Here is a 24,534-nt window from a genome sequence, read left to right as displayed (position 1 = left end):
AAGTCAAAGATCTGGGGAATCTTCCGAGGAATAATCCCTGGTCGGATAGCCTCGCCGCCGCATACCCTTAGAAGCGATCGCCAATAATAAACCCGTGAGTAGGGATAACTCCAAATGAGTGTACCAAGTCGCCACCCCCAAGGACAGCAAAGCGATCGCACCAACCATCAAAACCTGAATTCGCCTAGACATAAAAAATCACAAACCCAACCATTCAATTATAATAGTCATTCAACTGATAGACCATTATCGATAAGTTATCCCTAATATCAAACCATGACCACAAAACCCCGCCATTACCATATCACCACTTTCGGATGTCAAATGAACAAAGCCGACTCCGAACGTATGGCAGGCATTTTAGACGAAATGGGGTTAACCTTCGTTGAAGACCCAAACCAAGCTGATATCGTCCTTTACAACACCTGTACCATTCGCGATAACGCCGAACAGAAAGTCTACTCCTACCTGGGGAGACAAGCGAAACGGAAACAGGAAAATCCGAACCTGACCCTAATTGTAGCGGGATGCGTCGCCCAACAGGAAGGAGAAGCACTCCTGCGTCGGGTTCCCGAACTTGATTTGGTCATGGGACCGCAACACGCCAACCGTCTCCAAGACCTATTAGAGCAAGTATTTGAGGGTTCCCAGGTGGTGGCGACTGAACCGATTAATATTGTGGAAGACATCACCAAACCTCGCCGAGATAGCAATATCACCGCCTGGGTGAATGTAATTTATGGTTGCAACGAACGCTGTACCTATTGCGTAGTTCCCAACGTCCGAGGAACCGAACAGTCCCGCACCCCGGAAGCTATCCGGGCGGAAATGGAAGAATTAGCCAGGGCGGGTTATAAAGAAGTTACACTGCTGGGACAAAATATTGATGCCTATGGTCGCGACCTCCCCGGTTCTACCCCAGACGGTCGTCACCAACACACTTTGACAGACCTGCTCTATTATGTGCATGATATACCCGGTATTGAGCGTATCCGTTTCGCTACCAGTCATCCTCGCTATTTCACAGAAAGGTTAATTCGCGCCTGTGCGGAACTTCCCAAGGTGTGCGAACATTTCCATATCCCGTTTCAGTCGGGGGATAATGATGTGCTAAAGGCCATGGCGCGGGGATACACCCATGAAAAATATCGTCGGATTATTAATACTATTCGCGAGTATATTCCCGATGCGTCAATTAGTGCTGATGCGATCGTCGGGTTTCCGGGAGAAACAGAGGCGCAGTTTGAGAATACCCTAAAACTGGTTGATGATATTGGTTTTGACCTGTTGAACACGGCGGCTTATTCCCCCCGTCCGGGAACTGGGGCGGCGTTGTGGGAAAATCAGCTTTCTGAGGAGGTGAAAGCCGATCGCCTACAACGGTTAAACCGACTGGTGAATGTGAAGGCTATGGAAAGATCCCAAAGATACCGCGATCGCATTGAGGAGGTATTAGTCGAAGGCACAAACCCCAAAGACCCCAGCCAGGTGATGGGACGTACCCGTGGTAATCGTCTGACGTTTTTTAAAGGGAATTTGGCGGAACTCTCAGGTGAACTGGTGAAAGTGAAGATTATAGAGGTGCGGGCATTTAGCCTCACCGGAGAACCTATTGAGTTATATGTGACCCTATGAATACTAAAATTTTTAAAACAATCGGTTTTGTCTCTCTGCTGGGGATGGTTTGGGTAAGTGCGATCGCTTGTCAGAAAAACCCTCAAGCCCAAAATAATGCCATTCAGGTCGCCCCAGCCGGTCCTATGCCTACAGTAACTCAAAATCCCCCTTCTCTGGCGCAACCGGGTCAGGGGGGTATGAATTTACCGAGACCCAGAGATAATGGCGATTATACCCGTTCAACTCATACCACCTGGGAAGTGACAGACAGAGACCCCAACGGTTTAAACTGTCGCATGGCTAATAATCTCAGCAGCTATAACCAACTTCTGGCTAACCAGGGTCAGGTGACTATGAATATCAAAAACTGGCCAGTAGTTGGCACGATCAAACAAGGACAGGATTTTGAGATTAATCTGGGTCCGGCCGGATTTGGTATTGTTTATGATAACGAAAACCAACCCTGGATGTATGTTGAACGTACTGATGAACAAGGGGCCGCGAGTAATTGTTTTGTGCGGGCTAACCATCGTTTTGTACAACCGATCGCCACTCAGAATGTCTTATGATTAAGCCCTCCTGGGTGAGGACGGGTTGATTGATATTGTCGGTGGTGGATATTTAGGAACCCACCCCGACATTTGTGCTAATTTTGTTGACTTCCTGATTGTTTCAGATAGCCTCATAGAGGTTCATCACATCAGCGATCGCCATACGAGAATAAGCCCCCAAAGTCAGAGGGGAGGTGTGATCATGTTCCAGGTGATCCGCCGCCGCACAGGCGATCATCGCCGCATTATCAGTGCAGAATTTCATCGGAGGGAACAAAACCCTTAAATGGTTTTCCTTAGCCGCTTCCTGTAACAAATGACGGAGGCGACTGTTAGCAGCAACTCCCCCCCCAACCGTAATAGTATCCAATTGGTAATTGAGGGCGCAGGCGATCGCTCGTTTGGTTAACCCCCTGGCAACTGTATCCTGAAAGCTGGCTGCCAGGTCTGCCACGGGCAGTTCGACCCCTTTTTGGTTTAATTTATCCACCAAACGTAAGACAGCCGTTTTCAGGCCGCTAAAGCTGGAATCATAGGGATGATAGCCACCCCCAGGTAGGGAAATGCGACCCTCTGGGAGAGGGAAGGCTTGGGGGTTCCCACTGGCTGCAAGGCGATCGATAACCGGGCCGCCTGGATAACCGAGGTTGAGTAAACGAGCCACCTTATCAAAGGCTTCTCCCGCCGCATCATCGCGGGTTTGACCCAAAGTTTCATACTGACCACAACCGATCACCCGAATTAAACTGGTGTGGCCCCCAGAAACTAATAAACAGAGAAATGGTGGTTTTAAATCCGGTTCACTGAGGTAGGACGCATAAATGTGACCTTCTAGGTGATGGACTCCTAAAAATGGCTTCTGGTGAACCATCGCTAAACTTTTCGCCGCTGTGATTCCCACTAATAGCGCTCCCACTAACCCCGGAGCGCAGGTAGTAGCGATCGCATCAATATCAGTCCAGTCCTGATTAGCTGAACTTAGTGCTTCGGTAATTAGGGGGTTGACCATTTCCAAATGTTGCCGGGAGGCCACCTCTGGCACTACCCCCCCATAGGGGCGATGAATAGGGATTTGAGAAGCCACCACATTACTGCAAACTTTACGATTCTTTACAATTGCTACCCCTGTTTCGTCACAACTTGTTTCAATTGCTAAAACTGTTGCCATTGGCTGATAAATTTAATCATAAGATTGAGTTACATCTAGTAGCTTATCCCCAGAAAGAGATTAAATGGGTGTCAAGAGTCTGAATTCAAAGTAAGATGGCTCCTAAGCCCTTAATCCGTTGGGATTGTACAAAAAACTTATTGTTTTGTAACAAAAGGAAACAAATCTATGCGACGATTGTTGGCTCTAGTTCTCGCTCTCGGTCTTTGGTTCGGTGGTAGCGCAGCCGCCGAGGCTTATAACCTAACTCCCTGCTCCGATTCGGCTGCATTTCAGCAACGGGCCCAAACTTCTATCGCCCGCAGTGCTAACCCAGACCAAGCTAAAGCTCGGTTCGAGCGCTATTCCCAAGAACTCTGTGGCGAAGATGGCCTACCTCACCTGATTACAGATGGTAGCCTGTCCCACGCTGGCGATTTCTTAATCCCCAGTGTTCTATTCCTGTATATCGCCGGATGGATTGGTTGGGTAGGTCGTTCTTACCTCCAGTATGCTCAGAAAGATAAAAAGCCCACCGAAAAGGAAATCATTATCGAAGTTCCCAAAGCTGTGCAATTGATGCTGGGTGGATTTCTCTGGCCTCTGGCTGCTCTCAAAGAAATGACCACCGGGGAAATGTTTGCTAAGGATAATGAAATCACCGTTTCTCCTCGCTAAGAGATTCGCGGATGTAGCTCAAGCCTTTTGCGGGTTAGTTTAAGGGAATTTTTCCCAAATTGTATCGAATGTTTGGCAGATCAATTAGGAGACTCAATTCATGCAGGACTTTTTGAAATATTTGTCTACTGTGCCAGTTTTGGCAGCGGTTTGGCTGTTAATTACTGCTGGTATTCTGATCGAATTTAATCGGTTTTTCCCCGACCTTCTGTTTCATCCCCTCTAGGGATTAGAACCGGAAAAATGGGCAGGTTGCCCTAAGTGGCGATCGCATCATTAACAAGAGATTGATATTTATAGGGGTGATGATAAATTGCCCCTATAATATTGTCCTGGTCTACCTGCTCCCTAGTGGGATTATTGACCATAATAAAAATCACTTATTTTTCTGATTCCGTATCGATGAAATCCTACACTGCTGCCGCGATCCAAATGACCAGTCTGCCTGATTTGCAGAAAAATTTGTCAGAAGCTCGCGATTTAATTGAACTAGCTATTCGTCAAGGCGCTGAATTAATTGGCTTACCCGAAAACTTCTCGTTTATGGGTGAGGAAGAAGATAAACTTATGCAGGGTTCAGAAATTGCCGAAGAAACCGAAAAATTTTTGAAAACTACCGCCCAACGTTTTCAGGTAACCCTTTTGGGTGGAGGGTTTCCCGTTCCCAAAGGAGAAGGTAAAGTCTGCAATACCGCCTTGTTAGTAGACCCCACAGGTCAGGAGTTAGCACGATATGAAAAAGTGCATCTTTTTGATGTCAATGTACCTGATGGAAATACTTACTGCGAGTCCGCCACCGTGAAAGCCGGGACCGATTTCCCACCTGTTTATAATTCCCCAGAATTGGGTCAGTTGGGTTTATCTGTATGTTATGACGTGCGGTTTCCAGAATTGTATCGGCATTTATCTAAACAGGGAGCCGAGGTGTTATTTGTTCCCGCCGCCTTTACCGCCTATACCGGGAAAGACCACTGGGAAGTTTTGCTAAAAGCTAGAGCGATCGAAAATACTTGTTATGTGATTGCTCCCGCCCAAACTGGTTGTCACTATGGCCGCCGCCACACCCACGGTCACGCCATGATTATTGATCCTTGGGGAATGATACTAGCTGATGGGGGAGATCAGCCAGGAGTCGCCTTAGCTGATATTGAACCCACCCGCCTCCAACAGGTCCGTCGCCAAATGCCATCCCTGAAACATCGGGTATTTTAGCACATCAGCCACTAAGGTGCGTCAGTTGCCGATTATTGATTGTTCACCAGTCGCTTAATACATTGCCCTCACCCTAAATCTGGATCCCAGAGAGGGAGAGGGACTTTGAGAGGTGATCAGATGATTTATGAACAGGCTGTATTGATTGGCGAGGCGGGTTCTGACGCACTCCATGAGACTGGGTGATTGGGAAATAATTTGAGACTCGTAACCTATGTATAACTAATACAAAAGTTGATTTATCCTTTTTATAACTCTATGCGAACCCACTTTTCGCTACAGTAGACAGGAACGAGTTTTCACAAAATGGATGGTTCTATCAGTTTTGGGGATAATCTCCCCATTTTCCATGTTTTCATCTTTAGGAGTTGATCCCGTGCCACTGTTGGCAAACACCATCGAGGGAATTAGCGAAGCTCCCGAGGCTGATGGGAATATGGTGTTATTGGCGGTACTACTCAGCCTAATTGCCATTTATACAGCCAGTAAAGTTGGTGGCGAGTTCTTCAACTGGTTAGGATTTCCCCCAGTTTTAGGAGAATTAGTCGGCGGGGTAGTCATTGGTATTTCAGCACTGCACTTAGTCGTATTTCCTGAAGGTGGTGTCGGCGCTTCTGACTCCGTGATCATGCAAATACTGTCATCGACAGCAGGGTTAGATATCAGTGCTGCTGGAGCCACCTTTGAGGCTCAAAGTGAGGTGATCTCAGTTCTCGCTGAAATTGGTGTGATCGTCCTACTATTTGAAATTGGCTTAGAATCCAATATTCGTGAACTGCTGGAAGTAGGGGTTCAATCCCTAGTGGTGGCAATTGTGGGGGTCGTGGCTCCATTTTTCGCCGGAACCATTGGCTTAATTCTCATCTTTAATGTTCCGCCTGTGGCTGCAATTTTCGCTGGTGCCGCTTTGACTGCTACCAGTATCGGGATTACCTCCCGTGTGTTAGCTGAAATTGGCCGCTTGTCTTCTAAGGAAGGTCAAATTATTCTCGGCGCGGCGGTCATGGATGACATCCTCGGAATTATTGTCCTAGCGGTGGTGGCTAGTTTAGCCAAAACCGGAGAAATCGATGTTACTAACATTATCTTCCTGATTATCAGTGCCACTGTGTTTCTGGTGGGTGCAATTTTATTGGGAAGGTTCTTTAATGATACTTTTGTGACTCTGGCTCAACAGTTCAAAACCCGTGGTCGGATTGTGATTCCGGCTTTTATTCTGGCGCTGTTGCTGTCCTATATCGCTGCCGCTATTGGTTTAGAGGCGATTTTGGGTGCTTTTGCTGCGGGGTTAGTCTTGGATGAAACTGACCCAGGAAAGGAACTCGAAGAACTTACTAGACCGATTTCTGATGTGCTGGTACCGATATTTTTTGTTACCGTTGGGGCGAAAACTAATTTAGAGGTTCTTAATCCTGCTGTTCCTGACAACCGCCAGGGACTCGTGATTGCTTCTTTTCTGATTGTTGTGGCAATTTTCGGAAAAGTTATCTCTGGGTTTAGCGTCTTTGGCGTGGAGAATATCAACCGATTGGCGATCGGGGTCGGTATGATTCCCCGGGGCGAGGTCGGTTTGGTATTTGCAGCCGTAGGCTCTGACAGTGGCGCTTTGTCGCCTTCTCTGGATGTCGCAATTATCTTGATGGTGATTCTGACTACTTTTGTGGCTCCGCCTTTGTTGCGGGTGGTGTTCCGTGATGATGAACCGACGGCTACGGAACCGGAAACTACTGCTTGAACTAAAATAGCGACCCACTCAGCCACGATAGAAACAGGTGGGGGTTCAATGGCCAAGATTGTGGCATGATCCTACCATGGGGTGTATGGGGGCAAAAGTTCCCGCCACACCCCACCCCCACCTCGCTGTCTTTGGGTGAGGGAGCTTCATTAGTCAATCCTTAAAATATTCTGAATTTATGTTGATCGCTCGGTTCGATAAAACCGGGCTTTTTTTCTTTTCTAGTTAGGCTGTTGGTGATTAGAGGGGGATTCACTGGTTCCGAACCTGATATTTCGAGAAATATTTTTGTATGGTAATCTATATGGGTAAAGAGCATGATTTAATCTCAAATTAGGTTAACATTTTACGGCAATACGGTATAATACCAAGTATGGTGCGAGACCTTCGGGTATGAAATAAAGCTGAAATGGGCGTGGGGACTACCCGGTGAGGACTTCAACCCCTTGGTTGATTGGATCGCATCCATGGCCATCCCATAACACAGCCTGATTTTTTTGCCCACCTTCGAGACTTCCAATATGGCCAGTCAGGTGAAGCGTCTAATCAGGTCTAAGACTGCCCGCGCCATGCTGACATGGGCGCATTATCGATTCAAACTAACCCTGAGACATAAGCGCGGAAATAACTGGAACCACAGTTGTAGATGTGACCGAAGAATACACCAGCAAAACCTGTACTCACTGTGGTCATGTCCATTCCCAGCTAGGTGGCTCAAAAGTGTTCCGATGTCCTGAGTGCGGGTTCACTCTACCACGGGACTGGAACGGTGCTTTTGGAATCTTTCTAAAAGCTTTGCGGGATACCGCCTCTGTTACCTTAACGGGTAATAGTGCTATCGTCGCATTGTCCGGGAACAACCGGAAAAATGTCGCGTAAATGTATCAGTTACGCTATGGCGAAAGGTGGTTGGCCAAAGCATCAAGTAGCTGACTATAGCTATATTGTAGTAAGCAGTTGAATAAGCCACCAGAATGGGCTCAACAATAGCGCTTTTAACCTAACTGTTAAAGGCTCAATGAGTGACACATAATCTGGCGTGATTACTTCACTTCAGATGATGCCATACTCAGAAACTTCCGGCTATGGCCAGATTTTTCGGGTTTAAATTTATCTGTTGTCGGATACAATTACTTACGCAATACGAATAGGGTTCGGCTTGAGTTATATAACTGGCCATCCATACCTGGGGACAAAATTATGAAACATACCCTTTCTGTTTTAGTTGAAGATGAGGCGGGTGTTCTGACGCGCATTGCTGGTTTGTTTGCTCGTCGTGGATTTAATATTGAAAGCCTGGCTGTTGGACCTGCTGAAAAATCTGGGGTTTCCCGAATTACGATGGTGGTCCCTGGGGACGATCGCATTATTGAGCAGTTGACTAAGCAACTCTACAAGCTGATTAATGTTCTCAAGGTACTTGATATTACTGAGGTTCCCTGTGTGGAACGGGAGTTGATGTTATTGAAGGTTAACTCCCCTAGCAGTGCTATTCGTTCCGAGATTATTGAGTTGGCTCAGATTTTTCGCGCGCGGGTGGTTGATATTGGGGATGACTCCCTGACTATTGAGGTGGTCGGAGACCCTGGTAAAATGGTGGCGATCGTTCAGGTATTGAGTAAATTTGGCATCCGCGAAATTTCTCGGACTGGTAAAATCGCCCTCACACGGGAGTCCGGCGTTAATACCGAATTCCTCAAGAGTCAACCCGCTGAACCTAAGTTTTAACTTCCACCAAAACCCTCACCCCTGGTGGCTTTTCCAGGTCCTGGGGGCTGTTTTGATCAAAAAAAGTTGATTTTTAAGTCATATTTTGCCATTGATCAGCTACAATATGATTAGTCGCCTCCCCCATAGTGCTGGTGGAGGTGTGGGGTTGTTATGTTTTTAAACAGTATGGACGAACATAATTGCGGGACTATTTATGATGAACTGGTCGAAATACTTAATCAGTTAGAATTGGGATGGATCGCTGAACAGGTAGAGGAGATTTTAACGGCTGGAAAAACGGTTGAGGAAATGGTTATGGGGAGAAAATCCCCTGACCTCAAATTGGCGTATTATAGCCCCCAGGAACAGTTATCAATGCTGATTGATGCTATCGATCGCACTGTGATTTCTGGGGTGGAAATGGAGCAAGAAATAGCGGCTCTATTAGATAATCAAGGACTGACTACAGATTTAAAATCAGAAATATGCTGGCATTCAACCCTAGCACAAACGGGGGAATTTGTCAAGTTTTATCAGCCGGAAATTTTAGAAAGATTAGCCGCGGCTGAACAGGTCAGAAAAACCCTAGGAAAGTTGCGGGTCAATTCCGCCAAAAATCCGCCATCATTGTTGACGGAAATTAAGGGAAATTTAGAGGCGATCGTTAACCCAAATCTCAGGAGATATCAACAACTGAGGAACCTGTTTAATTGTTACATATTTAATATCTTGGTGACAGGGGCAAAAAATGAGGGAGGTAAAGTCAGCTATAAGGATGTGACGAAACAGGCTACAGATAGGTTAATATTTCGTCAACGTCCGGGGAAAATCTATGAGCAAATACAGCCCTATACTCACGGACTTATTGAATTTGCCAATAAGCCACCTTTAGAAATACATATCGGGGTGAAAGTCCACGGGCGGCTGCGAGTTTTGTATGATTGCGATATCTGCGTATTATATAAAATGGAGGCGGATGCTTGTCGAAATAACGGGCGGGAACCTCGCGCGTCGCGGATTTTATTGGGGGTTAATTGTGAATATTCTGCCTCCCAATTACAGCCAGAAGTAGCCCAAGCGTTTTTATCTTTAGCCTCGGAGTTACGGGTAGCGGGAGATTGTTATTTTGTGTCGAATAGTGTGTCAGAAGTAGCGGGGAAGTTGTTAGCGAGTCGGAAGCGAAAATGGGAGTGTGGTATAATTCCGGGTGATGTTAATAATGTACATAGATTGATGTACGGGTTTCAGACAATTTTTAAAGATTTTCAGGCGAAAAGTTAATGATGAATGAGATTTTTTGGGAAATTCATAGGGATTTATTGAGGGAAAGTCCGGGGGGTGATGAGTATACTAGACAAGGGTTTAGGATGCTACCAAGTTTGTCTAAACGGAAGATTTTAGATATAGGTTGTGGTCCGGGGTCGTCTACTCTGGAATTAGCGAGATTAACGGATGGAGAAATTACGGCGATCGATATTCATCAACCTTATTTAGACAGTCTTAAACAAAAGGCGATCGCCGAAGGTTTTGGGGAGAGGATAACCTGTTTAAATCAAAGTATGTCATCCCTAAATTTTCCGCCATCTAGTTTTGATATTATTTGGGCTGAGGGTTCCATCTATATTATGGGTTTCGAGACGGGATTAAAGCAATTAAAATCCTATCTCAAATCGGGTGGTTATATGATGGTGAGTGAGTTAGTGTGGTTACGGGATAATCCACCGTCGGAGGTTTATGATTTTTGGCAAGCTGATTATCCAGCCATGAAAAATCTATGGGAGTTATCGGAGATTATTGCTAATTGCGGATATGAAATAATTAACCAATTCACGCTACCAGAGAGGGGTTGGTTAAATTACTATAACCCCTTGGAGGAGAGGATTAATCATCTGTATAGAATTTATCAAGACAATCAGGAGGGGTTGAAAATTTTAGACATGGAAAAACGGGAGGTGGAAATATATCGCGAGTATCACGAATGGTATGGATATGAATTTTTTATCCTCCACAACCCCTAAGAAAAAGGGAACCGACGGGGTAATGTATCAGGAATTATGAATCATTTGGGTAACTTGAGAGGTTACCCATTGAATCACCTGAGAACCCAAACTTACATGGTCTAGTAAATCGATTTCCCTAATCCCAGTAGGACTGGTGACATTAACTTCTGTGAGATAACCACCAATGACATCAAGACCGACGAAATATAGTCCGGATTCAATTAATTTGGGGGCAACTCGGCGACAAATATGCAACTCTCGATCGCTTATTTTAGTTTGAGCGACGCGACCGCCGACGGCCATATTTCCCCGAAACTCTTTACCAGTAGGAATGCGATTAACAGCCCCAATAGGTTCACCATTTAACAAGATAATGCGTTTATCGCCATCTTTGGCGGCGGGTAAGTAGGTTTGAATCATGACAGGTTCAACACCTTGGCGGGTGCTAATTTCCACGAGGGAATTAAAGTTGCGATCGTCTGGTTCCAGAAACAAAATACCCTCACCCGCCTTACCACCCAAAGGTTTTAAAACTGCTGCGCCCTCATGTTCGACAAATTCCCGAATCACCTTTTTTTTGCGGCTAACAATAGTTTTAGGAATGACATCAGCAAACTGGAGGGCATACATTTTTTCATTAGCAGCGCGTAACCCTTGGGGAGCATTAACGGTTAAAGTTTTGGTGGGGTCGATATAGTCGAGAATATAAGTGGTATATAGGTAAGAAACAGTTACGGGGGGGTCAACCCGCATAAACACTGCATCCATGGCTTCTAAGGGCTGTAATGTGGAAGCGCCCAACTCAAACCAGGGGGAGTTGACCACCCAAGTCTGATCTCGCCTAGTAATAGGAGTCAAATGAAGGGAGGTGAGGGTTCCCCAGGCTTTCCCAGCAATTACACTTAGTTGATGGCTTTGAGTAATCCAAATTTCATGACCCATTACTTGGGCGGCTTCCATGATAGCAACAGTGCTATCGTGGGCGGGATTTAGATTAGCGATGGGGTCAATAATAAAAGCAAATTTCATTAATGATATTAATAAAAGTTATCAGGACGACCCCCAGACTGCTGCTGGGGGTTTTGTTAAACTAAGCGCTAAGTAGGGAATCAAGCTGACCTTGGGCTTCTAAGGCGTGGAGGTCATCACAGCCACCAATATGGCGACCATTGATGAAGACTTGGGGAACAGAACGCCGTCCATTGGATTTAGCAGCCATGCGATCGCGAGATTCTTCATCTCCATCAATCACATATTCGGTAAACTCCCAGCCTTTGCGTTTGAGGAGAGCCTTAGCTCGTAAACAAAATGGACAGCTACTCCAAGTATAGATTTCAATGGAATTAGTCATAGATGTCTTAGGGAGATGATTAATATTTCTTAATATATTGAGTTAATTAGGCTTTGTCAACGAGACCACCCTGGGAACAGGGTGGCCATAAATCAGTTTATAGATTAGCTGACGGCTTGCAATACACTGGCATATAAGCCAGGGGCGTAGGCTTCAAAGACTTTTCCGGTTTCAGAACAGGTAATCATTAAATAGTCACAGGTGTGACACTGGGTTTTAATGACTGTATTGCTGCGATAGCGTTCGGCGTAAGAACCGCAATTCGGACAACGGATGATTTGTTTGGTAGACATTTAAAATGGTTTTTTTACTGGGTTTAAATTTGGCGCTAATTAACCCCAAAATTTGTCGGGTAATTCCTGACTATTTAGCCAGATTACCACGACATTAAGAGGAGATATTTAACGGATGGTTAGTAGCAGGCAAAAAAAATGAAAGAACGGATAACTGTATTGAGCTACTGACTAATTATGCCAGAATTTGAACCGGGTAGCAATAGCGACTAATTAGGAATACCTTGATCCCGAACGGTAAATCATGATGATTGAGGGATGGGGTTGAGGGAAGAAGGGCGATAATTGGGGGATTATAGCTGTTGTGATTAAATTTTGGGTGCGAATTTTTGTCGATCGCAGTTTTCCAAATTAATAAAGATTTAAGATTTGCATAACTATCCAGAGAGGGAAACTCAGGATTTCTCGACCTGGAGGACAAGGCGATCGAGTTGGTGTTGCATCTGAGTTTTGACCAATTGGTAACAGGACTCGACATAATCACGATCGCCCGCCGCCTCTCGACCATAGCGTTGAAAGACAATAGGTTCACAGATGCGAATATAGATTTCCCCTGGTAAAGGGATATTAGGCAAAGGACCAATACTTAACCCCCAGGGGAGTCCCAAATAAATGGGGAACACTTCCGGGTCAATATCGAGTAACCAAGGCATCCCCAAATCATGGAGGATCTTAGCCTGTTGATAACAATCAGCGAGGACAATGAGGGTATCATGGGCTCCATGGGAAATGAGGGGAACAATAGGGGACCCGGTGCGTAAGGCCAATTTAATAAACCCACGCCGCCCAGCAAAATAAATCTGATTTCTCATATTGTGGGGGCGAAACACATCTTCTGGCCCCCCTGGATAAACCAAAACGGGATAATCTGCTTGTAAGGCGGCGATCGCCATTCGGGGATGGGCGCGAATAGCACCACACCGCACGGCTTGAGTAGCAACTGTGGGGGACATTTCCCAGACTTTGGGGTGCATTAAACCATATAGAGGGCGATCGCAGCCAAAGCGATCGGCCCAGCCATATAAACCCATGTGCATATCTGGTGCAGCCAAGCCACCATTATGGGAACCGACAATTAACATTCTCCCTGAGTCTCGAAGATGCTGCCAGCCGTCCATTTTGACCCGAAAATAGTGCTGGTAAAACCATCCCAAAACTGGCATTAGCGATCGGACAAACTCAGGATCTCGTCCATGTAAGGACCAACCATCTAGGTATGGTGGTGATGGTGGGGCATAATTATTATCGGTATGATGCTCGGTATGATGCTCGGTATGATTATCGGTAAATCGGTTCAAGGTTATCGACTCCCAGTAGCAACTAGATTCAATCAAGATCTTCCCTTTTCCAGATGCGGAAAACGCCGCGATGGGGTTATCATCGGCCCTAAAGTCTGAGGATATGCAGAATATGCTTGATCTCAACCAAGATGATACCGCAATGGCTCAGGTGTTGGCGGAGTCGCAGACGATCGCCGTTTATGGTCATTCCGACAAACCCTCGCGCCCTAGTTACATGGTGGCTGAATTTTTGCGAAACCGGGGCTATCGGGTCTATCCGGTGAATCCTTTATTGACAGAGGTCAACGGTCAACCTTGTTATCCGAATTTGCAGGCGGTCCCGGAAACGATTGATATTGTCAATGTTTTTCGAGGTTCGCAATATCTGCCAGAAATTGTTGATGAGGCGATCGCCGTTGGCGCGAAAACCGTCTGGGGTCAGTTGGGAATCAGCCACCCAGAAGCCAGTCAAAAGGCTTTAGATGCCGGGTTAAACCTAGCTATGAACATTTGTATTAAGATTGAGATCGAGCGTCTTCATATAAGCAAAAACCGATGAATCAGGCTGAAACTATACCCCCCCAATCACCGAAATCTTTACCCCCGGCGGTAGTGATCACCGAGAAGTTAGGTAAATTTTACCGGACGGGATTTTGGATGAATCAAAAAATTGAATCCCTGATTAATTGTAGTCTGAGTATATATCAGGGGGAAACTTTTGGGCTTTTGGGACAAAATGGAGCCGGGAAAACGACTTTATTTAAAGTGTTACTAGGTTTGGTGCGTCCCACTTCTGGCGCAGCTTATTTATTGGGGAAACCTATTGGCGATCGCCAAGTCAAACAGCGAGTGGGTTATTTGCCAGAAAACCCCTATTTTTATGACTATCTGACCGGGTGGGAATTTTTAGAGTTGGCGGCGGAACTTTTCCAAATCCCGAAAGCAGTTAGTCGCCAAAGGATTCCCGAATTATTGGATTTAGTCGGACTGGCAAAATCAGCCGCCATCAAAAAACAGATGCGACAGTATTCTAAGGGAATGCTACAACGGATTGGCATGGCTCAAGCCTTAATTAATGACCCGGAAATAGTATTTTTAGATGAACCAATGTCCGGTCTGGATCCGATGGGTCGTTATCAAATCCGAGAGATTATTTTATCACTCAAACAGCAAGGAAAAACCATATTTTTTAACAGTCATGTCCTGTCAGATGTCGAAAAAATATGCGATCGCGTTGCCATTTTATCACGAGGAGCACTCATTTCCATCGGTTCTTTGGATGAATTATTAGGAATCACTGAAACCTATTCCGTGAGTGGCAAAGGTGGTAATCCTCAACAACTGGAGGAATGGGTAACCAACTTGGAAATCGAACAAGACTATTGGCGCGGTAATCTGCAAGGCAACCCCCAGGAATTTATCGCCCATCTACAGGATATCAATGCTCAACTGATATCGATGAATTTATCCCGCCTTTCCCTAGAAGAGTTTTTTATGCAACAATTAAGGGAACGGGGTATTTATTCCAGTCAATAAAACCCACTTAAAAAAAATTAGGAGTTATTATGTCATCTGTAGGAGTTATAATCGATCCACGGATTTTAGATGAGCTATTCGGTGTGGATACCTTACCCGCTGATCTGATTATCCCCCCAGAAGGTTCCGTCAACGGAGAAACTAATAATTCCGGTGATAATTTGGGAAATGGAACTTCCGACTTTGGGGAAACCCTGAGTAGCAATGGTTCAGTTAATGAAATTACTGTCACCGACTCAGCCGGGGAAACCGTGAGGGGGACTGGTGCCGCCGATCGCATTATTGGAGGTGACGGACCCGACTCCTTATTGGGGGGTAGCAACAATGATACCATCTATGGTAAGGCCGGTTCTGATACCCTGTTGGGAGAAGCCGGAAATGACCTATTATTTGGCAACCAAGGCCGGGATTTGCTTTATGGGGGCAATGGTAATGATACCCTCTATGGCGGTCAAGAAGCAGATACCCTCTATGGTGAAGCCGGAGATGATCTGTTGTTTGGCAATTTAGCTAATGACTGGCTGTATGGAGGGGATGGAAACGATACCCTCTTCGGTGGTAAAAACGATGATATCCTGTATGGTGGCGACGGGAATGATCTGCTGTCGGGAGACACTGGCGCTGATACTCTCATTGGTGGGGAGGGTCGCGATTCCTTTGTGGTGAGTTCCCTCAGTGGGGGAGTCAACATTCGCGAAGCCGATGTCATTATGGATTATACTCGGAGTGACGATCAAATTTTGCTCACGGGTGGTCTGCGATCTACTAACCTAGAGTTTGTCTCCGGTACTTCTGTGGGACTGGAAGGGGAACTAGAAGATAGCACCGTGATCCGACTTAGGCAAAGTTTCGATCCTAATCGCGCTTTTGTGGCTATTGTGGTTGGTGTGGATAATCTCACTTCCGCCGATTTTACCGCAATTGATCAGATCACTATTTAAGATTGATGGCCGATTTTCAGGGGTTCCTTAATTTGAATAAGCCACAGGAGTGGACTTCCCATGACTGTGTGGCAAGGGTTCGGCGTATGTTACACCTAAAGCGGGTAGGACACGCAGGCACCCTTGATCCTGCCGCGACTGGGGTGCTACCTATTGCATTGGGAAGGGCTACCCGCCTGCTGCAATTTCTGTCCTCTGAGAAAGCCTATCGGGGAGTGATTCGCTTTGGAATTACCACCGCCACCGATGACCTGGAGGGGGAAACTTTACAGGTGCGATCGGCTTCTCATTTGCAACTGGAACATATCGCCGCCCTGTTGCCTGAATTTATCGGTAAAATTGAGCAAAAGCCACCCTATTATAGTGCTATTCATGTGGGGGGGAAGCGCTTATATGAGAGAGCCAGACGGGGTGAGGTGGTGGAAGTTCCCACCCGGACGGTGGAGGTGTTTGGGTTGGATGTTTTGAGTTGGCGATCTGGGGAGTTTCCAGAGGTGGAATTGGCGATCGCCTGTGGTCCGGGAACTTATATCCGTTCTATTGCTAGGGATTTGGGGGAACGTCTGAACACTGGGGGGACTCTCGCGGGTTTAGTTCGCCTACAGTCCAGTGGGTTTAGCTTGGCAAATAGTTTGACTATCGAAGAGTTGGAAGATCTGGTCAAGCGGGAAAAGTTTAAACCCCTTGACCCCTCTGTGGCTTTGACTCATTTACAGGCGATCGCCCTAGGTTCCGAAGATGCAAAACGTTGGTGTCACGGACAGCGGGTTCCCGTCGCGGGAAATGTCGATGCCGTGTTACGGGTAGATGACCAATCCGGTCAGTTTCTCGGTATTGGACGCATTATTCAAGAACAGGATACTATGGTATTAGCTCCCCAAGTTGTCATGTTGGATAGTTGAGATGAAACAGATATTAATTGGTTTGATTAAGGGTTATAAGTCATTGATTTCTCCGGTGCTTCCTCCCGCTTGTCGCTTTTATCCCACTTGTTCAGAATATGCTATGGAAGCAATAGATCGCTTTGGCATTTTTCGGGGTGGATGGATGGCGATCGCTCGTATTTTGCGCTGTCATCCCCTTCACCCAGGCGGCTATGATCCTGTTCCCCCGAAAGATGATCATGATCATTAACAACTTTCCCCCCGCCGCCATACATCAAACATAATAATCATCCATTATTCCTGATCTTTCTTGACCGTCGATGGTATCGTTTCCTTCGCCACCATAGATAGTATCATCACCAGAACCACCGATAAGGGAATCATGTCCCTCTTCTCCCAAAATCAGGTCATTACCACCACGACCATCAATAGTGTCATTGCCAGGGCCACCATACAAAGTGTCATCACTATCCCCCCCGGTAATGATATCATCACCAGACCCTCCAGCAAAGAAATTTTGCGGCTCCGTAGCCCCTCGAAAGATTAAACTTCCGTCGGGCAATTCTTCAATTTGAGGGGTTTCAATAAACTGTGACATAGTTAGGGACTTTCCTTTTACAAAGGCTCATGGCTTAGGTCAAACTATCCATTGAGTGTAATAGTGTTAACAAGGCTGAAAAGGGTACTAACGGCTAGATGGCCTCGGGCTTGAGAATATCTGATCAGGTAATGTCCTAAATCTCATGTTTAGAAATTTTCAGCATTAGATCAAACTACTCCTATTCTCTAGGCGAGAAGCCATTCATCCGGAAAACAGTCGAATAGTTTTGCTATTGATTGCCTGATACCTTCGGCCATAGGCTGTGTGATTAATGCCATAAAAAAAGTAGGGTTATTACTAACCCTACTGTTAAACAAATTACTATTGAGAATCGAGGAGCAATCTGCTATTCCAAAAATGGAGGCAATACGACTTAACTCCTACGCCAAGGATTTTAACCTTAGAATAGCTCGAAATCGGAAGCTGTAATATCTGGAGTACCCAAGAATTCGGCTATTTCTTCGCCGTTGAATAGTAAAACGCCTGTGCTTTGGATGTACACTAAACCGCTTAACCCACTAGCCTGTGCGGCAGTGGCTACAGTCTGGAAGGAGTTTAAGTCATATCCGGCACCAGCGCGTAGGGCAATTATGTCTCCCTCGGCACTATTGAAGTCGGTAATGACATCACGGGTTAGGTTAGCATTAGCAGTGATAGCAAAGGTATCAGCACCAGCACCACCTGTTAGGGTGTCGTTGCCTTTGTCGCCGGCTAGGAAGTCATTACCATCGCCACCCTGGATGAGGTCATCACCTTGACCACCATACATGGTATCGTTGCCGGGACCACCTTGGAGGGTGTCGTTGCCTTTTTCCCCAAATAGTAGGTTATTACCACCGCCACCATAGATTAAATCTTCTCCATCACCACCACGTATGATGTCATTACCAGTACCGCCGACTAGGGTATCGTTACCTTTGTCACCGGATAGGCTGTTATTACCATCACCACCATAGATTAGGTCATCACCTTGACCGCCATAGATTAGGTTATTACCTGCTATGCCATAGATGGTGTCGTTTCCTTGGTTACCATATAGTTCGTTGTCGCCTTCGCCACCAATTATTGAGTCATTACCGCCGAAGCCGTAGATAACCATGTTGGGGTTGTCACCAGCGGTTAGGGTATCTGCGAGATCGCCACCCTGCATGCGAATAGCATCTGCGGTTCCCCGAATGCGGTTAGATTGGTTGGGATTACCGACTATAACGGCTCCCTCAGCTGTAAAAACGACTTGAAACTCGGTGGGGTCAACTACCTGTGACATAAGTGCTCCTCACGAAATGTTGGACAAATGAATAATTTTCGACAATTGGGATTCTACAATAGCAGTCTGGATATTCGGTAGGTTTGCCGATAAATTTAGGGTAATTTTACGGTAATTTGGCTAAAGCTGTTGACACTCCATCGGGCTAAAGCCACGAGGATTCTTTAGAGGAGATAACCAACAAATGTTAGTCATTGCTCGTAACAACCACATGGCCGTACCGTACCTATGTACCAATACAACAGCAGTCCACAAGGCGGTGTCAATGGCCGCTACACTGTTAGCTTTTGCTTTCAGTTTACTTTAGATTTATGCTTTTCACTCGCTTAACGTCTTTGCTTGTGGGGGCTGGGTCTGTAGTGCATTTGCACCGACTACCATTTCGGTAAGTCATCTTTTCAACAGGTGTCCCACCACTGGGAGTCTCACCGTACAATTAAGGTCTTAGTGGCATACTTGATTATATTCTAAAGCTAAGTAAATGTAAAGCGGTCCTAGAAGGACGGGGTTTCTACCCATTTTTTTGATGATTTGGCAAACCAGTTTTGACACTTAGTATTCCTGAACCATGCCAGCGAAACCCGGAATCTCTTTCCCTATTTGTGATAGGAAAAGACGGGAAAAGTCTGTTAGAACTAGATGGGGTTTGTTGCCGATATTACCGCTCAAACTATGATTTAAGAGAATTCCTCCAACATTATAGGGAGATCGCAAAAAATCACAACTAGCTTAACAGATAATCGTTGCCCTGGCAATAGCTGAACCAATTTTAACAAGAAACTCCTCTAAACACCCGATACACGAGCAGTTACAAACACTACATTTTTGAGGTTTGTAATTGCTTGGGTGCTGGGAATGGCCAACTGTCTCCGTTTAAGCAAGGCAAGCAAGTTAGTTATGCCCTGGGGCTTGTTTCGGATCGCACTGGCAGTAACAGGCCAAGTAGAGCGCTGACATCTACAAAAATGACGGACGGGGTTGCCAGAAGGTTCCAAAAAATTTTTCGCAAAGAAGTCGATCGCCTCAATCAATCTCCAGAAAATGGTTAAATCCCCTATCAGTTGGGGGATAGCGGCTTTGAAGAAGTGAAAATAAAAGTTCCCGATTTGGTTCAGTTGTTGTCGGCATCAGCTAAAATTCTCAGAGATGTTCAAAATCTTGTCCCCAGTGCCTAGGTATATGGAACTTTATATCGGTTTTCCGATTCCAGTTACCTGGGTATGGTTGCATATAAACCCCAATATTAAGTCGATTACATGAAAGATAAGTATTTTCTCACTAACAAGGCGGCCGACAGCTATCATACATGGAGCCAAAAGGCTTTTGGGTTCCGGCTATGGTCTTGGCGGCGGGGTATGAGTTTACTAGCTACCCCCTTAATCTTAGGCGCGATCGCCGATTTAGCCATAACTCCTAAAGCGATCGCCAATGAATTACCAACCTCCCAAACTTCCCCAGAATACCTAGTACAAGCCCAAATCATCTACGTTAACTCCTCCACGGGAACGGATAACGACACGGTAACCGGTTCTCAAGCGGCTCCTTTCCGTACCATCACTTATGCTATGTCCAGGGCTACCGCCGGCACGACTATTAAGTTGGCTCCCGGAACCTATAGCCCAGACACGGGGGAGGCATTTCCGATTAACATCCAACCAGGGGTTATCCTACTGGGTGATCAGTCTAATAATGGTCGGAATGTGCTGATTATTGGTGGGGGTAATTTTGTCAGTCCCAGTCTGGCTCGTCAAAATGCGACTATCAGAACCTTGGGAGACCCTCAAATTTTGGGAGTCACCATTACCAACCCCAACACCAGAGGGACTGGGATATGGGTTGAATCGTCTAACCCGACCATCAGTAACTCAACTTTTGTCAATAGCAAACGGGATGGGGTTTTTATCAGTGCTGAAGGTAACGCCACGATTACTAACAATATTTTTGCCCAAAATGATGGTAATGGTATTTCCGTCGCTCGTTCTGGTGGTGGACTAATTAGGGGAAATCTCTTTCAAAATACTGGTTTTGGTATTTCGATTAATGATGATTCCGCCCCGAAAATTGTGGAAAACCAGATTGTGGACAACCGGGACGGGGTGATGATTTCCCATACGGCTAAACCGATTTTACGCAATAACTTGATCGAAAATAATCAGCGTGATGGTATTGTGGCGATCGCTACTGCACAACCCAACCTAGGAACAGCAGGGGATCCGGGTCAAAACCTGATCCGCAATAACCAGCGCTACGATTTATATAATGCCACCCGAGGTAACAGTATCTCTGCAGTAGGTAATCAAATCGACGAAAGCCGCATTTATGGACTCGTTGAATATGTACTGGCGGCTGTGACCCCCCCTAACTTGGGTCTGGAAGTTGGCACTATTTCTGACCTACAAGGACATTGGGCGCAGTCCTATATGGAAGCATTAGTTAGCCTGGGGATTATGTCAGGATTTGATGATGGTTCTTTCCGTCCTGATGAGCCAGTCACCAGGGTACAGTTTGCGGCGATCGTCAAAAATGCTTTTACCCCCGCCGCCCAACAATCAGGATCTCAATTCCCTGATGTTCCCAGCACCTTCTGGGGTTATCAAGCCATTCAATCCGCCTATCAAGGTGGGTTTATTTCCGGATTTCCTGACGGTCAGTTTCGACCCAATGACCCCATTACCCGCATTCAAAGCATTGTGGGTTTGGCTCAAGGACTTGGCTACCAGTCGGACAATCTCGATGTCCTCTCCATCTATCAAGATGCAGGCGAGATCCCGGCTTGGGCGCTTCCCTCTGTTGCGGGAGCCACAACCGGAAATTTGGTGGTTAACTATCCTAACCAAAGCCAACTCAATCCCAATCGTGTGGCCACCCGCGCCGATGTAGCAGCATTTGTCTATCAGGCTTTAGTCAACACCGGGAAGGTTCAGGCGATCAACTCTCCCTATTTAATTAGCACCCCCTAGCTTTTCGCCCTCAACCTAAATTATCCCCTTAAAATAGCCAGCTACCCAATTGGATAGCTGGCGATCGATTTAATATGTTTAGGGTCTTTATCAGAAACAGGAGTTAACAAGTGCCTCAGCAGCCCAACTATGGGGTAATACCTGCTTTAGTCCTTGGTTCCTGCTATGGCTGACCCCAATTGAAGGAAAACGGGTATTTATATTTAGGGCCTTTATTTGGGCTGACCCCAATTGAGCTTATGTTATTATTATTACAGATATCATAACCAAATTTCAAATTTCGTAATATTTTCTTTATTTTTTTGTCGGTTGTTTGCGCAATATGTATTTTTGTCTAGGGACATGAAGTTTTGTTACTTGGATTTGGGCGATCGCTGCTCCAGGCGAAACAGCCACACCATTAAGGCTACGACCCCCACCTGAAGCGCAAAGTTGGGTAAGGCGGTCGCTACATCCCTTCCTGACAGGAGTTGAGCCAAAAATACTACCGCCCCAATTAATCCAGAGGCGGCGAAGGATACATATATAAACTGTCGCAGTCCTCGATAGGGTGCTTTGGACTCTGCTTTCAGACGCTCATAAAGTTCTGGGTCGAGATTTCTGGGATTAATGCGATCGCTTTTTGACTTAGGCATATTTAATATAGTTTTGAGTTGATGTCTGTATTCTAGGATTAGGGGTCGAGAGAGATGTCACCATTTCCCCCTCCCATTCAAAACCGTAGGTGATAGTTTCCCATCATAGGGCTCTAGTGGTGCTTCCACATCCCGATAATTGGCATAGACACGAAAAACTTCATGATGTGACGCACGCGCAGATTGCTCCATTGTTAAGGATGCAGCATTGGCGTTGTCTAGCGCCGTTTGATCATGATGACAGTGGCGGTGTAATAGCTGAAGATTCTTGTATACGTCCTTTCCGCCGAGGCTTTGAGGTACAATGTGGTCTACTTCTACTAAATCTGATGGGGTAAAGTATAACCCACGCCAGGCACACCTGCCTTTTGGCATTTTGAGTAGTTTTGCTACCCTATTTGGCGTGTCGGTTGCTTGTCCTTTTTTGGTTCCCCAGTAAATCCAATTTCCGTCATAAAGTGTTGCGTCAGGGCGTATTAGGGTGTGTCGGACAATTGGAGTCCAGTTATGTTTCCATAGTAGGTATCCATCCTCGGTTTTGAATAACCAAGATTCATGCCTTTCTTTCCCGTTACTGAGTTTGACCGTTCCCGGTCTGAAACATTTACTGAGCTTTTCGTAACTTGCCTTTCCGCATCTTGAGCCTGTTCATGCCCGTAACATTTGCCAGACTGTCTGGTCTAGCTTATTGAAGGTTTTAGTTGAAACTACCCATGAGTAGTAATTTGACCATCCCCGAATAATTGGGTTTAGTTTGTTGATCAGGGATGATTGAGGTGCGGTTTTATATTGTTTGATTACACCCTTAATCACTTCTGTGTGGGCTTTAACTGCTTTCTTACTGGGTTTAATGTGGGTTTGATGTCCGATTAATCGGCTCGCTGCCCCTCCTGTTTTTCCAGATTTATATTTTCCTGTTGGGTATTGCCTGATATTGAAACCGAGAAAGTCGAACCCTGGTTCCTCTATCTTTCCATTGTACTCAATGTGATTGAGCGTATGGCAGATACGAGTCTTTTCGGGTTTAATTTATAATCCTACAGGTTTTAGCCATTCAGAAATAGCAGTTTGGCACTGTTCGATGATTCCTAGGTCTTTTGAGATGACCACAAAATCATCGACATATCGTATTAGGTTGACCTGAATAGTCGTCCCTTTATTAGGATAAATTTCTTTGACTAGCCTTTCCATATCATCCAGTGCGATGTTGGCGAGTATTGGACTTATTACCCCTCCTTGAGGTGTCCCGGTTTCTGTATCTTCAAATACACCGTTATCTAGTACACCCGCTTTGAGCCATTTTCTCAGGTCTCTTTTTAGGCTACTTGGACAATGAATTTTTGACAGTAGGTAATCATGCTTCACGGTAAGAGCATTTTGCTATATCCGCATCCAGAACGTAGTAACTTCCGTGTTTTATACTTAGGTAAATACGCGCTATTGCATCTTGGGCAGACCGTCCTGGACGGAACCCATAGCTCGTACTTTCGAATCTTGATTCCCATTCAGGCTCAAGTGCCGATTTAACCAAGGCTTGCCTAGCTCTATCTTGGATTGTGAGTATTCCTATTCCAGCTTTTTTCATCCCTTCCAGGTTTTGGTATCCAAACCCGTGTAGGGTGCGTTACATTGAGAGACTTGGCATAGAAACGAAAAACTTTCTGGTAACGGACCATGTAGGGTTTTGCTTTGAGATTCCCTTGAATTTTCTCGGTTAGGTCTAACCTTTGTTTGGGGGATATTGCTATCACTCCATCTACTCCAGCCGTCCTCTTTCCTTGACTATCTTGAGAGGGGCGGGTTCATTAAGCTGACTGTTGGGAAGCATGGCTGACCGTGGAACCCGCCCCTACAGTCGCACTGCTAAGAGCCGGGCGTAATATGACTTCACCAATAGACGTTGCCACCTTCTCGCTTTTGCGTCCTGTCCCGATTTAGCTGCTTGAAATATCCTCTTTTGGAGCTTAAACACTTTCCGTTGAACTTTAGGCCATGGGATAGTTTTCCATACGTTATTCGTAGTCTTGATTGGCTTTGATTTCTCAAATCCTTTCTTTAAACTCGCTTGCGTCATTTATACACCTACTTGACTCTATTCTTGCAATCAAACCGTGACCTGTTGGCATATCCCGACCG

28 protein-coding genes and 2 pseudogenes are annotated in these 24,534 nt (G+C 45.8%); 16 read left to right on the top strand and 14 right to left on the bottom strand.

The window, feature by feature from the left end; translation table 11 throughout:
• Positions 1–3: 3 nt before the first annotated feature.
• On the bottom strand, positions 4–192 hold the full coding sequence (locus XZ46_RS13240) for a hypothetical protein (protein ID WP_006619218.1): 189 nt from the start codon (positions 190–192) through the stop codon (positions 4–6).
• A gap of 84 nt (positions 193–276) precedes the next feature.
• Here XZ46_RS13240 and miaB point away from each other — a divergent pair, with 84 nt between their 5' ends.
• The gene (gene miaB / locus XZ46_RS13235) at positions 277–1,635 is read left to right on the top strand and encodes a tRNA (N6-isopentenyl adenosine(37)-C2)-methylthiotransferase MiaB (RefSeq protein WP_006625435.1); all 1,359 of its coding nucleotides are present in this window, start codon (positions 277–279) and stop codon (positions 1,633–1,635) included.
• On the top strand, positions 1,632–2,186 hold the full coding sequence (locus XZ46_RS13230) for a hypothetical protein (RefSeq protein WP_006619220.1): 555 nt from the start codon (positions 1,632–1,634) through the stop codon (positions 2,184–2,186). Before miaB ends, XZ46_RS13230 begins: the two co-directional genes overlap by 4 nt.
• Positions 2,187–2,289: 103 nt before the next feature.
• On the opposite strand, the gene tsaD is transcribed toward XZ46_RS13230, so the two are convergent.
• On the bottom strand, positions 2,290–3,336 hold the full coding sequence (tsaD, locus tag XZ46_RS13225) for a tRNA (adenosine(37)-N6)-threonylcarbamoyltransferase complex transferase subunit TsaD (protein WP_008050984.1): 1,047 nt from the start codon (positions 3,334–3,336) through the stop codon (positions 2,290–2,292).
• A gap of 168 nt (positions 3,337–3,504) precedes the next feature.
• On the opposite strand from tsaD, the gene XZ46_RS13220 reads away from it, so the two are divergent.
• The 8 genes and pseudogenes from XZ46_RS13220 to XZ46_RS13190 all read left to right on the top strand — a co-directional run bounded on the left by XZ46_RS13220 (position 3,505) and on the right by XZ46_RS13190 (position 10,668).
• Positions 3,505–3,993 carry a photosystem I PsaF protein (subunit III) gene (locus XZ46_RS13220; RefSeq protein ID WP_006619222.1) on the top strand — a complete coding sequence of 163 codons (489 nt, stop codon included), beginning with the start codon at positions 3,505–3,507 and terminating at the stop codon, positions 3,991–3,993.
• A 100-nt stretch (positions 3,994–4,093) separates the two neighbouring features.
• On the top strand, positions 4,094–4,219 hold the full coding sequence (psaJ, locus tag XZ46_RS13215; protein ID WP_006619223.1) for a photosystem I reaction center subunit IX: 126 nt from the start codon (positions 4,094–4,096) through the stop codon (positions 4,217–4,219).
• A gap of 176 nt (positions 4,220–4,395) precedes the next feature.
• Positions 4,396–5,205 (top strand): carbon-nitrogen hydrolase family protein, encoded by an 810-nt coding sequence (locus XZ46_RS13210; RefSeq protein WP_006619224.1) that lies wholly within the window; start codon positions 4,396–4,398, stop codon positions 5,203–5,205.
• Positions 5,206–5,554: 349 nt separating this feature from the next.
• A complete protein-coding gene (locus tag XZ46_RS13205; protein WP_006618437.1) occupies positions 5,555–6,940 on the top strand; it encodes a cation:proton antiporter in 1,386 nt (461 codons plus the stop codon).
• A 482-nt stretch (positions 6,941–7,422) separates the two neighbouring features.
• Positions 7,423–7,819 (top strand): annotated as a pseudogene (locus XZ46_RS29465) (zinc ribbon domain-containing protein); the annotation flags it as partial.
• A gap of 321 nt (positions 7,820–8,140) precedes the next feature.
• On the top strand, positions 8,141–8,668 hold the full coding sequence (ilvN, locus tag XZ46_RS13200; protein ID WP_006625441.1) for an acetolactate synthase small subunit: 528 nt from the start codon (positions 8,141–8,143) through the stop codon (positions 8,666–8,668).
• A gap of 153 nt (positions 8,669–8,821) precedes the next feature.
• Positions 8,822–9,931, top strand: a complete 1,110-nt coding sequence (locus tag XZ46_RS13195; protein WP_048895081.1) for a hypothetical protein — start codon at positions 8,822–8,824, stop codon at positions 9,929–9,931.
• Positions 9,931–10,668 (top strand): class I SAM-dependent methyltransferase, encoded by a 738-nt coding sequence (locus tag XZ46_RS13190; RefSeq protein ID WP_228116554.1) that lies wholly within the window; start codon positions 9,931–9,933, stop codon positions 10,666–10,668. Before XZ46_RS13195 ends, XZ46_RS13190 begins: the two co-directional genes overlap by 1 nt.
• A gap of 27 nt (positions 10,669–10,695) precedes the next feature.
• Here XZ46_RS13190 and gshB read toward each other — a convergent pair whose 3' ends face one another.
• The 4 genes from gshB to XZ46_RS13170 all read right to left on the bottom strand — a co-directional run bounded on the left by gshB (position 10,696) and on the right by XZ46_RS13170 (position 13,592).
• Entirely contained in the window at positions 10,696–11,679 is a 984-nt protein-coding gene (gene gshB / locus XZ46_RS13185; RefSeq protein WP_006625444.1) for a glutathione synthase, read from the bottom strand.
• Positions 11,680–11,740: 61 nt separating this feature from the next.
• The gene (gene grxC / locus XZ46_RS13180) at positions 11,741–12,001 is read right to left on the bottom strand and encodes a glutaredoxin 3 (RefSeq protein ID WP_006625445.1); all 261 of its coding nucleotides are present in this window, start codon (positions 11,999–12,001) and stop codon (positions 11,741–11,743) included.
• A 104-nt stretch (positions 12,002–12,105) separates the two neighbouring features.
• Positions 12,106–12,294: a hypothetical protein gene (locus XZ46_RS13175; protein ID WP_006625446.1), complete on the bottom strand. Its 189-nt coding sequence runs from the start codon at positions 12,292–12,294 to the stop codon at positions 12,106–12,108.
• A 395-nt stretch (positions 12,295–12,689) separates the two neighbouring features.
• The gene (locus XZ46_RS13170) at positions 12,690–13,592 is read right to left on the bottom strand and encodes a lysophospholipid acyltransferase family protein (RefSeq protein WP_008050977.1); all 903 of its coding nucleotides are present in this window, start codon (positions 13,590–13,592) and stop codon (positions 12,690–12,692) included.
• 70 nt (positions 13,593–13,662) lie between these two features.
• Here XZ46_RS13170 and XZ46_RS13165 point away from each other — a divergent pair, with 70 nt between their 5' ends.
• From XZ46_RS13165 to yidD, 5 genes are read left to right on the top strand one after another with little or no spacing between them, the layout of a single operon-like run.
• On the top strand, positions 13,663–14,133 hold the full coding sequence (locus XZ46_RS13165; RefSeq protein ID WP_228116553.1) for a CoA-binding protein: 471 nt from the start codon (positions 13,663–13,665) through the stop codon (positions 14,131–14,133).
• Positions 14,130–15,110, top strand: coding sequence for an ABC transporter ATP-binding protein (locus XZ46_RS13160; RefSeq protein WP_006669556.1), 981 nt, complete (start codon positions 14,130–14,132; stop codon positions 15,108–15,110). Before XZ46_RS13165 ends, XZ46_RS13160 begins: the two co-directional genes overlap by 4 nt.
• A gap of 29 nt (positions 15,111–15,139) precedes the next feature.
• Entirely contained in the window at positions 15,140–16,051 is a 912-nt protein-coding gene (locus XZ46_RS13155) for a calcium-binding protein (RefSeq protein WP_006669557.1), read from the top strand.
• Between the two features lie 5 nt (positions 16,052–16,056).
• Complete coding sequence (truB, locus tag XZ46_RS13150; protein ID WP_008050975.1) at positions 16,057–16,953, top strand: tRNA pseudouridine(55) synthase TruB; 897 nt, start codon at positions 16,057–16,059, stop codon at positions 16,951–16,953.
• A gap of 1 nt (position 16,954) precedes the next feature.
• Complete coding sequence (yidD, locus tag XZ46_RS13145; RefSeq protein WP_006625455.1) at positions 16,955–17,185, top strand: membrane protein insertion efficiency factor YidD; 231 nt, start codon at positions 16,955–16,957, stop codon at positions 17,183–17,185.
• Positions 17,186–17,209: 24 nt separating this feature from the next.
• Here the strand turns inward: yidD and XZ46_RS13140 are convergent, their stop codons facing one another.
• Together XZ46_RS13140 and XZ46_RS13135 are read right to left on the bottom strand one after the other, a co-directional pair.
• Positions 17,210–17,533: a calcium-binding protein gene (locus XZ46_RS13140; RefSeq protein ID WP_006625456.1), complete on the bottom strand. Its 324-nt coding sequence runs from the start codon at positions 17,531–17,533 to the stop codon at positions 17,210–17,212.
• 403 nt (positions 17,534–17,936) lie between these two features.
• Positions 17,937–18,803, bottom strand: a complete 867-nt coding sequence (locus XZ46_RS13135; RefSeq protein ID WP_008050973.1) for a calcium-binding protein — start codon at positions 18,801–18,803, stop codon at positions 17,937–17,939.
• 1,256 nt (positions 18,804–20,059) lie between these two features.
• Between XZ46_RS13135 and XZ46_RS13130 the strand changes: the two genes are divergently transcribed.
• On the top strand, positions 20,060–21,763 hold the full coding sequence (locus tag XZ46_RS13130) for a DUF1565 domain-containing protein (protein WP_008050972.1): 1,704 nt from the start codon (positions 20,060–20,062) through the stop codon (positions 21,761–21,763).
• A 353-nt stretch (positions 21,764–22,116) separates the two neighbouring features.
• Here XZ46_RS13130 and XZ46_RS13125 read toward each other — a convergent pair whose 3' ends face one another.
• The 6 genes and pseudogenes from XZ46_RS13125 to XZ46_RS38555 form a co-directional block, all read right to left on the bottom strand.
• Positions 22,117–22,398 (bottom strand): DUF3493 domain-containing protein, encoded by a 282-nt coding sequence (locus XZ46_RS13125; RefSeq protein ID WP_006625462.1) that lies wholly within the window; start codon positions 22,396–22,398, stop codon positions 22,117–22,119.
• Between the two features lie 57 nt (positions 22,399–22,455).
• On the bottom strand, positions 22,456–22,773 hold the full coding sequence (locus XZ46_RS38575) for an HNH endonuclease (protein WP_006669562.1): 318 nt from the start codon (positions 22,771–22,773) through the stop codon (positions 22,456–22,458).
• A 273-nt stretch (positions 22,774–23,046) separates the two neighbouring features.
• Positions 23,047–23,211 (bottom strand): group II intron maturase-specific domain-containing protein, encoded by a 165-nt coding sequence (locus tag XZ46_RS38570; protein WP_006625463.1) that lies wholly within the window; start codon positions 23,209–23,211, stop codon positions 23,047–23,049.
• A gap of 216 nt (positions 23,212–23,427) precedes the next feature.
• Complete coding sequence (locus XZ46_RS38565) at positions 23,428–23,763, bottom strand: reverse transcriptase/maturase family protein (RefSeq protein WP_006625465.1); 336 nt, start codon at positions 23,761–23,763, stop codon at positions 23,428–23,430.
• 179 nt (positions 23,764–23,942) lie between these two features.
• A pseudogene (locus tag XZ46_RS38560) lies at positions 23,943–24,226 on the bottom strand (hypothetical protein).
• 21 nt (positions 24,227–24,247) lie between these two features.
• Complete coding sequence (locus tag XZ46_RS38555) at positions 24,248–24,472, bottom strand: reverse transcriptase N-terminal domain-containing protein (RefSeq protein ID WP_006669564.1); 225 nt, start codon at positions 24,470–24,472, stop codon at positions 24,248–24,250.
• Between the last annotated feature and the right edge of the window lie 62 nt (positions 24,473–24,534).

Origin of the sequence: Limnospira indica PCC 8005, from assembly GCF_000973065.1 — a bacterium.
In the GTDB taxonomy this organism is placed as follows: Bacteria; Cyanobacteriota; Cyanobacteriia; order Cyanobacteriales; family Microcoleaceae; genus Limnospira; species Limnospira fusiformis.
This window is presented reverse-complemented; position numbering and strand designations above follow the sequence as displayed.

Bases quoted from the DNA above. Each gene is read 5' to 3' on its own strand.
- XZ46_RS13125 (WP_006625462.1), bottom strand. From the start codon at position 22,398: ATGCCTAAGTCAAAAAGCGATCGCATTAATCCCAGAAATCTCGACCCA.
- psaJ (WP_006619223.1), top strand. From the start codon at position 4,094: ATGCAGGACTTTTTGAAATATTTGTCTACTGTGCCAGTTTTGGCAGCG.
- XZ46_RS13130 (WP_008050972.1), top strand. From the start codon at position 20,060: ATGAAAGATAAGTATTTTCTCACTAACAAGGCGGCCGACAGCTATCAT.
- XZ46_RS38575 (WP_006669562.1), bottom strand. From the start codon at position 22,773: ATGCCAAAAGGCAGGTGTGCCTGGCGTGGGTTATACTTTACCCCATCA.
- XZ46_RS13190 (WP_228116554.1), top strand. From the start codon at position 9,931: ATGATGAATGAGATTTTTTGGGAAATTCATAGGGATTTATTGAGGGAA.
- yidD (WP_006625455.1), top strand. From the start codon at position 16,955: ATGAAACAGATATTAATTGGTTTGATTAAGGGTTATAAGTCATTGATT.
- XZ46_RS13160 (WP_006669556.1), top strand. From the start codon at position 14,130: ATGAATCAGGCTGAAACTATACCCCCCCAATCACCGAAATCTTTACCC.
- XZ46_RS13155 (WP_006669557.1), top strand. From the start codon at position 15,140: ATGTCATCTGTAGGAGTTATAATCGATCCACGGATTTTAGATGAGCTA.
- XZ46_RS13205 (WP_006618437.1), top strand. From the start codon at position 5,555: ATGTTTTCATCTTTAGGAGTTGATCCCGTGCCACTGTTGGCAAACACC.
- XZ46_RS13140 (WP_006625456.1), bottom strand. From the start codon at position 17,533: ATGTCACAGTTTATTGAAACCCCTCAAATTGAAGAATTGCCCGACGGA.
- XZ46_RS13230 (WP_006619220.1), top strand. From the start codon at position 1,632: ATGAATACTAAAATTTTTAAAACAATCGGTTTTGTCTCTCTGCTGGGG.
- tsaD (WP_008050984.1), bottom strand. From the start codon at position 3,336: ATGGCAACAGTTTTAGCAATTGAAACAAGTTGTGACGAAACAGGGGTA.
- miaB (WP_006625435.1), top strand. From the start codon at position 277: ATGACCACAAAACCCCGCCATTACCATATCACCACTTTCGGATGTCAA.
- ilvN (WP_006625441.1), top strand. From the start codon at position 8,141: ATGAAACATACCCTTTCTGTTTTAGTTGAAGATGAGGCGGGTGTTCTG.
- truB (WP_008050975.1), top strand. From the start codon at position 16,057: ATGGCCGATTTTCAGGGGTTCCTTAATTTGAATAAGCCACAGGAGTGG.
- XZ46_RS13210 (WP_006619224.1), top strand. From the start codon at position 4,396: ATGAAATCCTACACTGCTGCCGCGATCCAAATGACCAGTCTGCCTGAT.
- XZ46_RS38555 (WP_006669564.1), bottom strand. From the start codon at position 24,472: ATGACGCAAGCGAGTTTAAAGAAAGGATTTGAGAAATCAAAGCCAATC.
- XZ46_RS13220 (WP_006619222.1), top strand. From the start codon at position 3,505: ATGCGACGATTGTTGGCTCTAGTTCTCGCTCTCGGTCTTTGGTTCGGT.
- XZ46_RS13165 (WP_228116553.1), top strand. From the start codon at position 13,663: ATGGGGTTATCATCGGCCCTAAAGTCTGAGGATATGCAGAATATGCTT.
- gshB (WP_006625444.1), bottom strand. From the start codon at position 11,679: ATGAAATTTGCTTTTATTATTGACCCCATCGCTAATCTAAATCCCGCC.
- XZ46_RS13240 (WP_006619218.1), bottom strand. From the start codon at position 192: ATGTCTAGGCGAATTCAGGTTTTGATGGTTGGTGCGATCGCTTTGCTG.
- XZ46_RS13175 (WP_006625446.1), bottom strand. From the start codon at position 12,294: ATGTCTACCAAACAAATCATCCGTTGTCCGAATTGCGGTTCTTACGCC.
- XZ46_RS13195 (WP_048895081.1), top strand. From the start codon at position 8,822: ATGTTTTTAAACAGTATGGACGAACATAATTGCGGGACTATTTATGAT.
- grxC (WP_006625445.1), bottom strand. From the start codon at position 12,001: ATGACTAATTCCATTGAAATCTATACTTGGAGTAGCTGTCCATTTTGT.
- XZ46_RS13135 (WP_008050973.1), bottom strand. From the start codon at position 18,803: ATGTCACAGGTAGTTGACCCCACCGAGTTTCAAGTCGTTTTTACAGCT.